We start from the raw sequence: 15,535 nt of genomic DNA, 5'->3' as shown, positions 1-15,535 counted from the left end.
TTAATCCTCTTCTAGTTTACTTATTATAGTCTTTTTTAATTTTTTTGAAAAAGAAATATCTCCCAACTTATAGCCAATAAAAGCTAAGGCAAATATTACTAAAGCTTTTAAAAAACCATATTTCATTATGGTAGTTCCTGCAACAAAACCAAGGAAACATCCTAGATATTTTTTCCAATTATTTATTATTTTTTCAAGTAATACTTCTAATATGTTATCTGACATACTAGATCACCTCTGTATCGTTGCTGTTATCACTGTAACTATCCTTAAATTTATTTTGTTGAATAGATAGACCTGATACATTAACTATTACTTCTTTAACTTCTATACCTATATTATTATTTAATTCTTCTTTAATTAAATTTTGAACAGCAACTATTTTATTAGTTACATTTAATTGCTCTAAAATTTGGAATTTAACATAAATATAGAACTTTTTCCCCTTTCTTTCACTGCTAACTTTTATATTAGATATTTCATTATCCTTCTTTAATAAATCTAATACATAATTATTAATAGTTGTATTTGAAATTTTCACAACACCATTTGCTGTAACTTTTTCATATTCTTTTTTTCTCTCAAAAAGGGAAATAAATTTATATAAAACTAAAAATAAATATATCACACATATAGAAAGGAATATAATTTTTAATTCAAAGATTGAAAGTCTAGTTAAGATTGGAATTCTAAAAATATATTCATCTGGAAAAAGTATGAAATTAATTCCTAACACAGACAAAATTAGTATTCCTATCCAAGCTAGAAAAAATATAAATTTTTTTAACATTTTTTCACCACCAGAATTATTTATTATTCTTCTGTTTCATCTATTTCAGGTTGTTCATGAACCTTTATATTTTGAACATATACATTCACTTCTACAACTTTTAAACCACTTAAATTAGATACTGACTCCAATATAACCTTTTGAACTTCTTCAGCTACTTCTGGAATTCTATATCCATATTCAACAACTATATAGACTTCTATACTACATTCTTTTTCTCCAACTTCAACTTTAACTCCATTAGTAAGTCTTTTCTTTCCAAGCATCTTACTAACTTCATCTACAACTCCACCCGCTAGCTTATAAACTCCTTCTACATCTACAGCTACTTTTGCCACTAAAGTCTTTACAACTTCATCCGAAATTCTTATATTTCCTAAATCTGACATAAAAAACACCTCCATTAGATTTGTTTTGTTATTCTATTTCTTGTTAATATTAGTATACTAGATTTTTCAATTTATAGCAATTATTATTTTTAGAGTATTACTTTAACTTTTTCAATTCCCATAAGCTGTATTAAATCTTCTATAAAATCTTTACTTAATTTCACTCCCTCTTTCATATTTTTAACACTTTTGCCTTCCTCATTTCTGATTGCAAAAACTACCTTTGTCGTTCCCCTGTTTTGTTTTAATAAATCCTTTAAACGACTATATTTTGAACTATCTTCTGGCTCAATTAAAAGATATAATTTTCCCCTAGTATCTTTTATAAGCTCTTCAAGAAGAACAATATTATTCAATACAAGCTTTTCTACAGCTTCTCCTCTAAATTCATCCTGCTGTATTTTACCTTCCACATAAACAAAATTTTTATCCATTATTTCTCTTTGATAATTTTCATACACTCTAGGAAAAGCTATACAAGAAATTTTTTCATCATAACAGTCCAAATTAAAAATTGCCATTCTCTCTTCTTTTTTTGTAACAATCTTTTTAGAATTACTTACAATACCAAAACTTATAATCTTTTCTCCATTGATTTTGGAGTACTCTGATAACCTCTTCAATGAATATAGTTTTATTATAAGTTCATACTTATCTAGGGGATGAGATGAGAGATAAAAACCTAAAAATTCTTTTTCTTTTTCTAATTTTTCATCTATGGAATAATCTTCACTACTCACTAAATTAAAGCTATCTATAGTTCTTGCTGCTCCTCCAAATAGATTCATCTGTTGAATTTCATCCAATTTAAACTTCTTTATACAATATTCAAGCACCTTATCTACAGATAAAAATTTTTCCTTCCTGTTTCCCTTAAGTTCATCTAAAGCACCTGATAAGATAAGAGCTTCTAGTGATTTCTTATTAAGTCCATTTTTTTTGTTTCTGAATACAAAATCTTCTAAACTTTTATATTTTCCATTTTCTTCAAGCTCTTCTCCTATCTTTTGAGCTAAACTTAAACCTATATTTTTTATGGCTGCTAATGAAAAAATTATTCCATCTCCTTTTACTTCAAAATTTGAGCTGGCAATATTTACATTGGGTGAATATATTTTGATATTATGTTCCTTAGCATCATTAAAATAATAAGCAATATCATCAACTTCCATTATTTCCGAAGTTAAAACTGCTGCATAATAATATTGAGGATAATTTACCTTGAAGTATGCTGTCCAATAGGATAACATTGCGTAACAAACTGAATGAGATTTATTAAAACCATAACCTGCAAACTTATCAATTAAATCAAAAATCTCCTCTGCTTTTTCTTTTGAATAGCCATTTTTTATGGAACGTTCTACAAACTTAGCCCTATTTTTTTCCATAATTTCAAAGTTCTTTTTCCCCATAGCTCTTCTTAAAAGATCAGATTCTCCCAAACTATAATTTGCCATATAACTAGCTATTTTCATAACTTGCTCTTGATATAAAATAACTCCATAAGTTTCTTTTAAAATAGCTTCCAAACTTGGATGAGGATACTTTATTTCACTCAATCTATTTTTAGCATTTAAAAAATCATCAACCATCCCTGACTTTAACGGTCCTGGTCTATACAGTGAAAGCATAGCCACTATATCTTCAAATTTATCTGCCTTTAATTTTTTCAAAATTTTCCTAAAGCCACTTGCTTCCATCTGAAAAACTCCACTGGTATCTCCTTTTTCAAGTGCCTTATATACCTTCTTGTCATCAAGTGGAAGAGAATATAAATCTATTTCTATATTCTTATCCTTTTTTATATAATCTATAGTTCTTTGAATATTAGATAAATTTTTTAAGCCTAAAAAATCTATTTTTAAAAGTCCTAAATCTTCTAGTTCTTTCATTTGATATTGAGTGGCTACCACTCCTTCTTTTTCATCTAAATAGATAGGTATTAATTCATCTAAATTTTCCTTTGTAATAAGTATTCCAGCTGCATGAGTTGAACTATGTCTAACTTTATTATCCAACTTTATTGAAATATCTATTACCTTTTGAAGTTCTATATCACCTGTATAGAGCTTTGCAACCTCAACATTTTCTTTTAAGGTTTGCTCAAGCACTAAATTTGCAGGAACTAATTTTGCCAAATGATCTATTTTTTTCAAATCTACATCTAAAACTCTTCCTACATCTCTTATCGCCGCTTTTGCTTTCATTCTACCAAAAGTTATTATATGTGCTACCTTTTCTCTTCCATATTTTTGCACTACATAGTCTATAAGTTCTTCTCTTCTTTCTCTACATATGTCTATATCTATATCTGGCATAGATATTCTCTCTGGATTTAAAAATCTTTCAAAAAGTAGATTATATTTTATAGGATCTACCATTGTAATTCCTAAAGTGTATGAAACCAAACTTCCAGCAGCTGAACCTCTTCCAGGACCAACTGGAATATTTCTCCTTTTTGCATAGTTTATAAAATCCCAAACAACTATAAAATATCCAGAATAGCCCATTTTATATATTACAGATAATTCATAGTCCAATCTTTTTATTATCTCTTCATTGAGATTTTCAGCATATATTTTTTTTAAATTAGTATAACAAATTTCCTTTAAATACTGATCCATATTTTCATATTCTTTAGGTACTTCATAGTAGGGAAATTGTAATTCTCCAAATTTTATATCAACATTACACAGTGATGCTACGTATTCTGTATTTTCTATTGCCTTCTTGTATTTTTCATCAAGAGAAGCCTCCATCTCTGCTTTACTTTTTAAATACAAATCTTTTGAGCTTATGCTCTTTCTGTTCTTATCTCTTAGTTTCGCTCCAGTCTGTATACATATAACAACATCTTGTAAATTGTATTCATCTCTATTTACATAGTGGACATAGTTTGTCGCAAGCATTTCAATGTCATATTTTAAAGAAAGCTCATAGAGTCTTTCATTTACTTTCCTTTGTTCTTCTCCTTCTATAGCTTGAATCTCTAAGAAAAAATTCTCTCTTCCAAAAATATCTATATATTCATCTAAGATACCTTTTAAATCTTCATCATGCTTATTAGATAAAATAGCTAAGGCAAGCTCTCCTTGCAATGAAGAAGACAAGGCTATTAAATTTGAGCTATATTTTTTTAAAGTTTCTTTGGATATTTTAAGTTTATTATGTTCAATATTTCTATATGCCTCTGAAGTTATTTTTACAAGATTTTTATAAGCTTCATAGTTTTTCGCCAATAAAACAAGAGAATAGGAAATTCTTTTATCAAAACTGCTATCTGCTGAAATAGCAATTTCCATGCCAAATATGGGTTTTATGTCATATGACTTAGCTTTTTTATAAAATTCCATAGCACAAAACATATTGCAATAATCAGTGACAGCAATAGCCTTCATACCTAATGAACTTGCCTTTTCAAGGTATTTGTCCACAGAGCTGACTCCATCCATAAGACTGTATTCCGTATGTAAATTTAAATGAACAAAATTATCCATAATCTCACCTTTTAATTAAGATATAAGCTCCTAATAAAGAACATTTTAAAATTTATAAATTGGAAGAAAGGTCAAAATGATAGCCATATTCCTTCAAAACCTTCACCAAATTATCAACTTCTGCTTTTTTAACTAAAATATGATAATCTTCTGCCTTTAAAAATAGTTTTTTAAATCTTGCATCTTTTTTTATTATTTCTAATAACTCTTTGTCATTTTTTATTTTCAATACTATAAAATCTTCCACTTCTTCTATTGAACTAAATTTTTTAATTAAATTCTCAAAAAAATCCTGCCAATTTTGAGGTAAATCTGCTGTACCTATATTTTTCTTAAATTTTTCTATTCTTTCTTTCAGTTCAGCATAGGATTTAATAGTTCTTTTGAAGCTATCTATAGTCACTTTATAAATATTATTTCCTATCTTTTTAGATATTTTTTCAAAGTACATTCTTCTTATAGGAGATTCTCCTAAAATAGTCACTATTAATCTTTTATCATCTAAAAATATCTCAGGCTTTTCATAGTTAGTTGGAATTGCATAAGTATCTTTAAAAGAAAAAATGTATTTTCCTAAATTTGTTAATCTTATATATCTCAAACCATTAAATTGACTTAAATAACCATTCTTCAAATATAATTTAGAACTGTTTTCTGGTTTAGTGTAAAAAATTTCAAATAGACCTAAAGTCCCTAAAAGAAATAAATAACTTTTTACAAAAGGCTCTATTACAAACTCTTCATAATCTTCATACTTTATGATTTTTGTTCTTTCATAGTTTGCTTCATTTATATAAGCATAGTCTTTAATATCCTTAAATTTTATAAGCTCTGTTTTGTCTCCTCTATATATATAAGCCTTTATTATATTTTCTACATCCAGACAGTCATCCTCTTTCATTTCTTTAAGCAGAGAAATTAAAATTTCAACTGCAGCCTTTAAATTTTCTTTATTTTTCCATATATTTTTTATTCCTTTTATGTAATTTAAAAATAGTATGCTATAGATATAATTTTTATCCTTTACTATATTTTGGCAGTCTATAAAATCATTTATTATATTTTTTATGTTAGAGGGATTGAAATATTTTTCATTTTTATACTCTTCCGATAAAAGCACAAAAAACATTGCTATATTTTCTGTTTTTAAATATGATAGTCCTTTTTGATCACCATAATATTCTGTTATATTACAATGCTTTTGCAAGTCTTTTTTAACCTCTTTTAAAATTTTATCACTTTCTGATATTCTTATAAGCCCTGATTTAGCAAATTCTAAATACAGGGACATATTATTTAGAAATTCTTTTTCATTATCATCTCTATATAGTTTGGAGTTATTTTCCAGTTTTGCACTCACATCATGTAAATAATAATCCTTAGGTTTTTTCATATATTTTCTAAAAAAATATGCTAAGTCCTGTTCAAGATATATTGCTGCATCATTTGTTCCTTCTAATCTAAATTTAAAAAAACAATATTTTTTATCTAGATCAAAAGAATTTCTTTCTTCGTCTTTTTCTAAAAAATTATTTTCTTTTGATATATCTATTTTATATTCTCTATCCCAAGCTAATTTTTCAAATAAAAATTTAACAGTTTCATCTAATTTTTCATAGAGAACTTTAAATTTGTTTTCATTGGCATAAACTTCAAAGATTAAATCTATAAAAAAATCTTTATGAGTTCTCTCATCAACCATAGATAACTCAAATATATTTAATTTTTCTCCTATATAGCCATCTGCTATCCAGTCTTTTAAATATACATCATATAATTTCTCGCATAAATCTCTGCTGTAAAAATGATCTAAACTTTCTCTTAATTCTTTCATTTTAACCTACTTCCCCAAAATGAATTCTATATCACTTTTGGATAAATTTTTTGTACTTAAATTATCTGCCGAAATTAAATCTTCTAATAATTTACTTTTCATCTCTTGAAGTTTTAATATTTTTTCTTCTATACTATCCTTTAAAATCAACTTATAAGAAAAAACTGTCTTATCCTGCCCCATTCTATATGCCCTATCTATAGCTTGATTCTCAACTGTTTTATTCCACCAAGGGTCATATATAAATATCTTATCTGCTGAAGTTAAATTCAAACCTATTCCACCTGTTTTTAAGGTCATAACAAAAACCTTATATCTGCTATTGTTTTGAAATCTGTCAACTATTTGCTGTCTATTTTTTGTTTGACCTGTCATCTTTAAATATTTTATATTGTTCTTTTCCAAAGATTTACAGATACTTTCAATAGAAGAAAGATAATTTACAAATATCAGAACCTTATGCCCATTTTCTATTGCTTCTACAACGTTTTCTATAAGAACTTCCTTTTTGCTTGATGATATTTTCTTATTTTTTACCTCAGGTGAGCTGGTTATATGCCTAAGTTCATTTAAGGCCTGTAATATAAAGAACTTATTTTTTTCCAAACCTTCTCTTTTCATATTTTCATTTAAAATATTATAATAATACTGTCTTCTTTCTTCATAGTACTTTTTATGTTCTGTATTCATATCTATATATAAAACTTTTTCTATTTTTTCTGGTAAATCTTTTAAAACCTCTTTTTTAACACGCCTCAAAATAAAAGGATAGATTTTCTTCTTTAATTCCTTTATAGCCTCCTGATCACCATATTTTTGAATAGGTAAAATATATTCATCATTGAAATCTTGAATTGTACCAAACATTGAAGGATTAAGAAATCTAAATAGAGAGTAAAGCTCTAATAAATTATTTTCTATAGGTGTTCCACTCAAGGCAATTCTATTTTTTGACTTTAACAGCATAACTGCCTTGGTCGTTTGTGAACTAATATTTTTTATATTTTGAGATTCATCCAAAATAATCAAATCAAAATATATCTCCATAAATTTCTCTATATCATTTCTTATCGTTCCATAGGTCGTAAGAATTATATCTACTTTGTTAAATATTTCTAAATCTCTATTCGTTCCATAATATATTCCTGCTTTTAATTTAGGTGCAAACTTTAAGATTTCATTTTCCCAATTGTATATTAAACTTTTAGGCATTATAACAATGCTTTTTTTATCTTTTTTCTGATGTATTTTAGATAAGAGCACTATTGCCTGTAAAGTTTTTCCTAAACCCATATCATCAGCAAGACAGGCTCCAAGATTATTTCCCACCAAATAACTTAGCCATTTATATCCATATTTTTGATAATCTCTCAAACTTGCATTTATATTAGGTAACTTTTCCTCATAGTCATCTAAATAATTAATGCCTTCAAAAAAATCTTTTCTATTTACAAACTCTCCAGAAAAAATCTTATTCTCTATAAGCTCTTCAACCAGAGGCATATCAAAAAATGAAATTTTTATATTTTCATCTTCACTTTTAAAAACTCTCTGCAACTTCTCTATGTATTTTCTATTTATAAGAGCATTCGTTCCATCACTTAAAACTATATAATCATCTTTTCTATAGCTATCTAAAAGCTTTTGGATACTAAACTTTTCTCCATCTATATCTATCTCAATATTCCCTTCAAAATAATCTATATTATAACTGAAATTCCCTATTATTTTAGGCTTTACTGTTCTTATATTGTATTTTTTTAATTTATCTGTTCCTATTATATTATATTTTGCCGTGAGCTGAAGTAGCTCTTTTTTTACAAATTCTTTTGCTAGAGCCTCTTGAAGAATTAAAAGCCCCTCATCATCAAAATAATACATAGATTTTTTATGTATTTTCTTTTGTAGTCTTGCCAAAACCTTTAAAATTTCTTCTATGTTCTCAGATAAATCCTTCATATTTATTTTGGAAATATGAATCTTTTTTTCTAGCTCATTTATTGTAACTATTTTATCTATCTTATGTTCCAGAAAAAAATCATAATCCATTGTAGATATTATAGAGTTAATCCTCATATATAGACTATTATCCAAAGAAATTTTTTCTATAATCATCTGAGGAATCGCTTCTTTTTGGCTTCCCTCTACTGTTTCAAAGTCTTCATATCTTATATTTAAATTCTTATAGTTTTTTAAGACAAGGCTTAAAAAGCCTTCCAATTCATATTTTTGAATTTTTACAAATAAATCTTCAAGCTTATAAAATTCATTACTTTCTATTTCTAAATTATAGAAGACTCCTTCATGATATGCAAAATTTCCTATCACTTCATTTTTAAAAAAGTACATATCTTCAACTTCAATATTTATATTTACTTCGTTGTTATTCTTTAAATCATCTGTAACTATTAGATATACCTCATCTATATTCTTTGAAGAGATTTCTTTAAAATCTTCTGTTACAAAGTTTTTTGTTTTTAAAAGCAGTGCTAATAGATCCTCATCTAACACTAAATCTTTTTTCTTTTTTTCATCCCAAGAAATAAAAAAATCATCATTTTGGATAGTTTTTATATAGATATTTATATCACTTTCATCCAAGTCCTCATAATTTTGTACTATTTCTTTATTTTCATTTAAAACTTGAATTTTAAACTCATCTTCAAGTTTCAAAAGCTGGTAAAAATTTGGCATTTTATTACTCCATTATTCGTTTCATCGAATCATCTATTTCTATTATTTGTACTTCCTGTTCTTTAAATTTTTCTTTAAAAGCCTTCATAGCTGAATAGTCATCTCCAAAATGCATTGGAATTATAATTTTAGGCTTTAAATATTCCCAAAAAAGCTCCACTCCTTCAAAGACATTCAAACCCAATCTTGGATCAACAGGTGTAAATCCTATATCTATCTTAGGTAATTTTTTTATTTTATTAAGTTCAGAAATATAAGCATTTTTCATCTCTTTTTCTTCTGCTTCACTGTCATCTTCCCAATGCCAAAAATGTAAATCTCCAGCATGAAAAATATTCTTATTTTCAATATTCACATAGAAAGATGAACCTAAATCCGTTGAGCCAAAGGTATAAACCTTAATCTTCTCTTCAATTTGCTGTCCAGATACTTTATAACTTAATTCAAGAGTTTCACCTTCTTTTGTAAAATAAAAATTATTATGTTTATAAGGAGTTGTTATATCACTACTCAATATATATTTTATATTTTCATTTAAGTTCAACCATTCTAAGATTTTAGGATTATAGTGATCTGAATGGCTATGGGTTGAAAATACAAAAACTTGTTTATCCTGTCTATCTATAAAATTTTTTAGAAAATTTTTTCCCTCATTTTCTTTAGCTCTAGGAATTTTATAGAAATCAAAAATTAGTATACTTTTTTCTAACTCAACTGCAAAAGCACTATGATAAATATAATAAATCATCTTCCCTCCTCATTAAATTAATAGTTAATATTTCATTATAACATTTCTCATAAAAAAATTAAAGAATTTTAAGTTTTTTTAGAATATTTCCTATTGACAGTTTTTTTTAATTGTGTTAGTATTTTTGAAAATCGAATAAAATCGGATGAAGATATGAGGAGAGATTTCTTAAAAAGAAACACCGAAGATGTAATACTTTCAGGTAAAAGGACTCATATTGGACGAGCCTCTGGAGAGATTTCTTAAAAGGAAACACCGAAGGAGCAAAGGGAATTTATGTATTCCCCTAAACTCTCAGGTAAAAGGACGGAGGAATTGTGCAGCAATAATTTTTTTATTTGCTTTTGTATAATTCTTTAAATTTCTGGAGGTCTTTATAAAAAAGACCTTTTTTTATTCGACAATTAATAAGCAAGTATTTGCTTATATAACTTAGAAAAATTTAAGGAGTGAATATTATGTTGAAACTTGTAGCTGAAATTAATAGTTTATTCTGGGGATCTGTTTTAATAGTTCTGTTGGTTGGAACTGGAGTTTTTTTTACTTTTAAACTAAAATTTATTCAAATTAGAAAATTTGGAAAAGGCTTAAGACAGCTTACTGGAGATTTTAGTATGAGTGGTAAGGCTGCTGATAACAATGGAATGTCTTCTTTTCAAGCTCTAGCTACTGCTATTGCTGCTCAAGTAGGAACTGGTAATCTTGCTGGAGCTGCAACTGCTATTGTATCTGGTGGACCTGGAGCTATTTTTTGGATGTGGCTAAGTGCCTTCTTTGGAATGGCAACTATTTATGCCGAAGCTATCCTAAGCCAGGTATTCAAAAGAAAAGTTGATGGTGCTGTAACTGGTGGACCTGCCTATTATATAGAAGAATTATTTAATAAAAATTTTCTTGCTAAATTTATGGCTATCTTCTTTGCTATATCTTGCGTTTTAGCTTTAGGGTTTATGGGAAATGCTGTACAAGCTAACTCTATGTCTGTTGCTTTCAATAATGCTTTTAATATTTCCCCATATATAAGCGGAATAGTTGTGGCACTTTTAGCAGGCTTTGTTTTTTTTGGTGGCGTTAAAAGAATTGCAGCCGTAACTGAAAAAGTAGTTCCCTTTATGGCTGGTTTATATATAGTTATATGTATTGTCATTATATCAATGAATTTTAATGCTTTGGCTCCAGCTTTCAAAGCTATCTTTACAAATGCTTTTTCTACTAAATCTATACTTGGTGGTTTTTTAGGAATGGGAGTAAAGAAGGCTATAAGATACGGTGTTGCAAGAGGTTTATTTTCAAATGAAGCTGGTATGGGTTCTACGCCTCATGCACATGCTGTGGCTAAGGTTAAAAATCCAGTTGAACAAGGAAATGTTGCAATAATAACAGTATTTATTGACACATTTATAGTTCTTACTTTAAGTTCTCTGGTTATATTGACTTCAAATTTGGGTGATAGTGGTTTAACAGGTATTTCTTTAACCCAGAAATCATTTGAAGCAACCCTAGGCTTTTTTGGAACTGTATTTATTGCAATTTCATTATTTTTCTTCTCATTTTCAACTATAATAGGTTGGTATTTTTTTGGTGAGGCAAATATAAAATATCTGCTTGGTTCTAAAGCTATAAATATTTATAGAATTTTAGTAATGATCTGTATCATCATAGGTTCTGTGCAAAAAGTTGAGCTTGTGTGGGAACTTGCCGATATGTTTAATGGTTTTATGGTTATACCTAACCTTATTGCTTTAATTCTTTTAAATAAACTTGTAGCAGAAACTTCAAAACAACATGAGCTGCTTGAAAATTAAAAATAATTTAATATTGATAAGATATTTTTATTATTAAAAAATATAAGGCTGTTGCAAATTAGAACCTAAAAATGCAGCAGCCTTATTGATTTTAAATTTTATAAGACAAAAACTCCTTATTCTCTTTCTTGCATAGCCTCTCTTAAAAATGGAAGCAGTGAACGGCTTATAATTACTATTCTACTCTCCACATTAAAACTCATAAGTTTTCTTTGTTCCAATAAATCATACCAAGTTGTCTTGCTTATTCCAAATAATTCTACTAATTCCTTTGTCGAACAAAATTCCCCCAGCACATCAAGTATCAAATGTTCTAAAAAATTTTCTATCTCATTTTTAGGTGACCAGTTAAAGAAATTATTAATATAAAAATCCTCCTGTGATAGAGGATTTTCTATTTTTTAAAATTTGAAAAACTATTTCTCTCATACACATAAGTATACCTCCTAATAATTTTTTTATTTTAATTTTTTATAGAATTTTTAATGAGATTATGTGAAAGCTCATTCCTCCTTTATATTAAATTTTTGTTTTTTTTAATAAATATACCCTACTTTTTCAAAAGGGGAAAAAGTAGCAAAAACCCTTTTACGCACTGAAATTTTCTTAATCAGAAAAAACTTTAATTCGCTAAGAAAAACTCGCCAACTCGCTTCTCTCAAACATGCGAGTTTTTTCTAAGGCTCATTACAATTTTTTTCTTGGAAAATTTCAAAGTGCTATTCTATTAAAGTTTTATTATGTGAGTAAAGGCTTCGCCTTTATATCTTATTAAATTTATTTTTTCATTTTTACTTATTTAGAATTTTAAATTCTAAATCGCGGAGCTTTTATCAACTTTATATAAATTTTTTAAATTTTAAGTCTTATAAAAAATAAAGGAGTGCACATTTTAAACTTTTTTCAAAATGTTACACCCCCTTTATCTTAAAGTTTTTTAAAATTTATAACCTATTCCTGTGCTAAATCTTATATCTTTTTTATCACTGCCGTGATTGAAACCATAGTCCATTTTTAAATTAAACAGAAGTCCAACTTTATTTTCAAGTCTGTATTCCGCTCCCATACTTGTTCTACCCTTTTCTCTTGCTGGAACAAGAATATCAAATTCTCTTCCTCCAACAACATTTGCTCTAGCAAAACTGTCTTTTGTTCCGCTCAATGCTCTTTCATATGAAGCACCAAGCACAAAGTTATGGCTTGTATTTCCATTTAATATAACTTTCTTTAAATCTAAACCTAGTTCTGCCTTAGTTTGGTTAAATGTCTTTGATTTTACATTCAAATTAACTTTTCCATCATTTTCTGTTGCTCCACCTTGTTTTACTCGGCTATAAGCTAAAGTAAAGTTTGGTTCTAAATAAAAATTATTGCCTAAATCCTTTGTATATCTTGCCTCTGCATATAAATCAAAAGCTCTGTTCTTTTGTTTTGCTTTTTCTTTTGTTGTTTCTATTATTCCTGCATATCCTATTGCATTTCTATCTACCTTATATTCGCCTAAATCCATTCCTGTTCCTAAAGTAAATTTATAGTTATTTATATATTTCTTTGCATATGCTCCTAAATACATTGATGAGCCTTTTACTCTTCCTGTGCTCATATCAGATTTTGAATTTGTTCCGCCTAGAATCAAACCTAATGTTGTATCTTCTTTAAGTCCATATTCTCCCTTAGCATAAGCACCAGTTGTCTTAGTGTCAACTTCTGTCGTACTCATCTTATATTTATTTTCTCTATCGCTATGGCTAAGTCCACCCATTACTGCCCATCTTTTTAAGTTAGGTTTTAAATCTGAATAAGCATCGGCTCTAAACATATCCAAGTTTCTAAATGAAGTTTCCGCTGTTACTGTATAAGGATTATTTGCATATATATCTCTTAAATAACTATAGAAGCCATCTAATTCATTATCTGAATATACAGAAAAATATTTTATTTTATCTGCATCTAATAAACTTAGATATATATTATTTAAGTATGGATAATCTACTAAACTATCTAAAGAAGTTGGTTCTGGTGGTATAGGTTTTGCAAGCTCTGTTGCTTCTATTACTTTATATTTATTTCTTACATTTTGTGAACCTATATCCTCATAAGTAACAGAATATTCAGGCATTATTACTATATCATGAAGTAGGGAATCTGCATCTATATTTAATTTATCTTGTGCCAGTCTTAATTTAGGATCTGCTGTATCAACTTGCCCTACCACAGAGGCTGTTAAATTATTTCCTGCTCCTAATTCTTTTATTCCTCCTATATCATAAGGATCTATTCCTATTAATATCTTTCCACCATTCTCTATCTTTATATCTTTTTTATATAGCTTTCCTGTTTTTTTTCCATTCCATAATAAAGCTTTCGCAACTATAGTAAGTCTTCCTCCAGCTTTTACTGTTATATTTCCTAATCTTCCTGACATTAAGTCAACATTGGTTGAAATATTTGTATTTACTGTTGCATCTACATCTGTAGAAAAAGAAAATATTCTTATAATTCTATTTTTATTTGCACTGTTGGGTACAAAATTTACTTCTTCTACAGCTCCGTATATATATATATATCCAACTGTTGTTGTATTATCCATAGTTATGCTTTTTAATTTATCTCCTGGATTTAACCTTCCTATACTTATGTTTCCTATAATACTGTTATTTGAAAAAACTAGACTTACTCCATTTTCAAATTCACCTTGTATATTAGAAGTTGAATTGTCAAAACTAAGTGTCTTACCTGCTTTTATTGTATTTATCGAAGCGTTTAAAATAGAATTATTCTTAAAATTCAGGCTTTTATTTATATCTTCCTCAAAAATATTTATTATCTTATTTGTATTTGTTTCAGCTAATACAGTTAAATCGCTACCCGCTTTATAGTTCTCTATCTGTCTGCCTTTATCGTCTGTCCCTCTTGTTGTAAAATTAGTCAAATCATTAATAATTATTCCATGATTTTCTATTTTACCTGCCCCCTTTAATGTATTATATGCTGCTAAACCATTAAATACGAAAATGCCATAGTTTTTAAAACTTTCTGTAACTAAATCGTTATTCCATCCTCCAGCGGAACTTTTTATACCATAGTTTTTAATATTTTTTACTTCTGTACTCCTAACATAAACATTATTAATTAGATTTTCTGCTTTGACAAAATATATATATCCATTATTGCTAACAGTTTTAGGAAAATAACTCAAAGGTGCATCAAAACCTGTTGTTTTGTCATAAAAAGCAAAAACATCAATATAACCATAGTTATATATATCTGTTATTCCCGGATCAAAATTAACTATATTTCCTCTATTCTCAATTTTTCCTGTTCCATTATTTTTAAAATTTTCAATTCTTCCCTTATTAATAAAGGTTTTATTTACTTCTGCTAAAAGTTCAAAATTTGAGTAATCTTTTAATCTGTTCTCTATTTCACTTCCTTCTATTTTAAAGAGATCTGCTTTTTTTAATTTTTCTGTTGCATCTTCCCAAATTCCTGAATTATCTCTTTTAATTCCGTTATTTCCTACTTGATAGATTTGCCCCGCCATTGCTATGTTTGATGATAATAAAAAGGCTATTAATGTGGCTGTCGTTATTGTTAGTTTCCTTTTTAATTGACTTTTTAACATTTTTTCTATTTTTTCCTTCATTTTATATCACCCCATTTTTTATATTTACTTTTATTTATGTTCTTCTTAATTCTATTGTATCAAAAAAAAAAAAAATGCAACAAATTTATACATTTTATTTAAAATTATTTTATTATTTATTTTTTGAATTTG

The 15,535-nt window shown here is 27.5% G+C and carries 10 protein-coding genes and 1 riboswitch; of the genes, 1 reads left to right on the top strand and 9 read right to left on the bottom strand.

All coding sequences use genetic code 11. The features are described from left to right. The 7 genes from Q4A58_RS00050 to Q4A58_RS00020 all read right to left on the bottom strand — a co-directional run bounded on the left by Q4A58_RS00050 (position 1) and on the right by Q4A58_RS00020 (position 9,952). Positions 1 to 225, bottom strand: coding sequence for a DUF2273 domain-containing protein (locus tag Q4A58_RS00050; RefSeq protein ID WP_303115281.1), 225 nt, complete (start codon positions 223 to 225; stop codon positions 1 to 3). Between the two features lies 1 nt (position 226). After that, complete coding sequence (amaP, locus tag Q4A58_RS00045) at positions 227 to 790, bottom strand: alkaline shock response membrane anchor protein AmaP (protein WP_303115278.1); 564 nt, start codon at positions 788 to 790, stop codon at positions 227 to 229. Positions 791 to 813: 23 nt separating this feature from the next. Beyond that, on the bottom strand, positions 814 to 1,179 hold the full coding sequence (locus tag Q4A58_RS00040; protein ID WP_303115276.1) for an Asp23/Gls24 family envelope stress response protein: 366 nt from the start codon (positions 1,177 to 1,179) through the stop codon (positions 814 to 816). A gap of 89 nt (positions 1,180 to 1,268) precedes the next feature. After that, a complete protein-coding gene (gene dnaE, locus Q4A58_RS00035) occupies positions 1,269 to 4,679 on the bottom strand; it encodes a DNA polymerase III subunit alpha (RefSeq protein ID WP_303115387.1) in 3,411 nt (1,136 codons plus the stop codon). Positions 4,680 to 4,728: 49 nt separating this feature from the next. Beyond that, positions 4,729 to 6,510, bottom strand: coding sequence for a hypothetical protein (locus tag Q4A58_RS00030; RefSeq protein ID WP_303115274.1), 1,782 nt, complete (start codon positions 6,508 to 6,510; stop codon positions 4,729 to 4,731). A 6-nt stretch (positions 6,511 to 6,516) separates the two neighbouring features. After that, the gene (locus Q4A58_RS00025) at positions 6,517 to 9,204 is read right to left on the bottom strand and encodes a DEAD/DEAH box helicase (RefSeq protein WP_303115272.1); all 2,688 of its coding nucleotides are present in this window, start codon (positions 9,202 to 9,204) and stop codon (positions 6,517 to 6,519) included. A gap of 4 nt (positions 9,205 to 9,208) precedes the next feature. Further along, positions 9,209 to 9,952, bottom strand: coding sequence for an MBL fold metallo-hydrolase (locus Q4A58_RS00020; RefSeq protein WP_303115270.1), 744 nt, complete (start codon positions 9,950 to 9,952; stop codon positions 9,209 to 9,211). A 219-nt stretch (positions 9,953 to 10,171) separates the two neighbouring features. Beyond that, positions 10,172 to 10,272: riboswitch (glycine riboswitch) on the top strand. A 138-nt stretch (positions 10,273 to 10,410) separates the two neighbouring features. On the opposite strand from Q4A58_RS00020, the gene Q4A58_RS00015 reads away from it, so the two are divergent. Beyond that, positions 10,411 to 11,757, top strand: coding sequence for a sodium:alanine symporter family protein (locus Q4A58_RS00015; protein WP_303115267.1), 1,347 nt, complete (start codon positions 10,411 to 10,413; stop codon positions 11,755 to 11,757). 116 nt (positions 11,758 to 11,873) lie between these two features. On the opposite strand, the gene Q4A58_RS00010 is transcribed toward Q4A58_RS00015, so the two are convergent. Together Q4A58_RS00010 and Q4A58_RS00005 are read right to left on the bottom strand one after the other, a co-directional pair. After that, the gene (locus Q4A58_RS00010; RefSeq protein WP_303115266.1) at positions 11,874 to 12,065 is read right to left on the bottom strand and encodes a helix-turn-helix domain-containing protein; all 192 of its coding nucleotides are present in this window, start codon (positions 12,063 to 12,065) and stop codon (positions 11,874 to 11,876) included. A 629-nt stretch (positions 12,066 to 12,694) separates the two neighbouring features. Then, complete coding sequence (locus Q4A58_RS00005; protein WP_303115263.1) at positions 12,695 to 15,403, bottom strand: autotransporter outer membrane beta-barrel domain-containing protein; 2,709 nt, start codon at positions 15,401 to 15,403, stop codon at positions 12,695 to 12,697. Positions 15,404 to 15,535: the final 132 nt, after the last annotated feature.

Origin of the sequence: Fusobacterium sp. (assembly GCF_030528405.1) — a bacterium.
Lineage (GTDB): Bacteria > Fusobacteriota > Fusobacteriia > Fusobacteriales > Fusobacteriaceae > Fusobacterium.
Note: the sequence above shows the minus strand (reverse complement) of the source record. Positions and strands in the feature narration are given on the sequence as shown.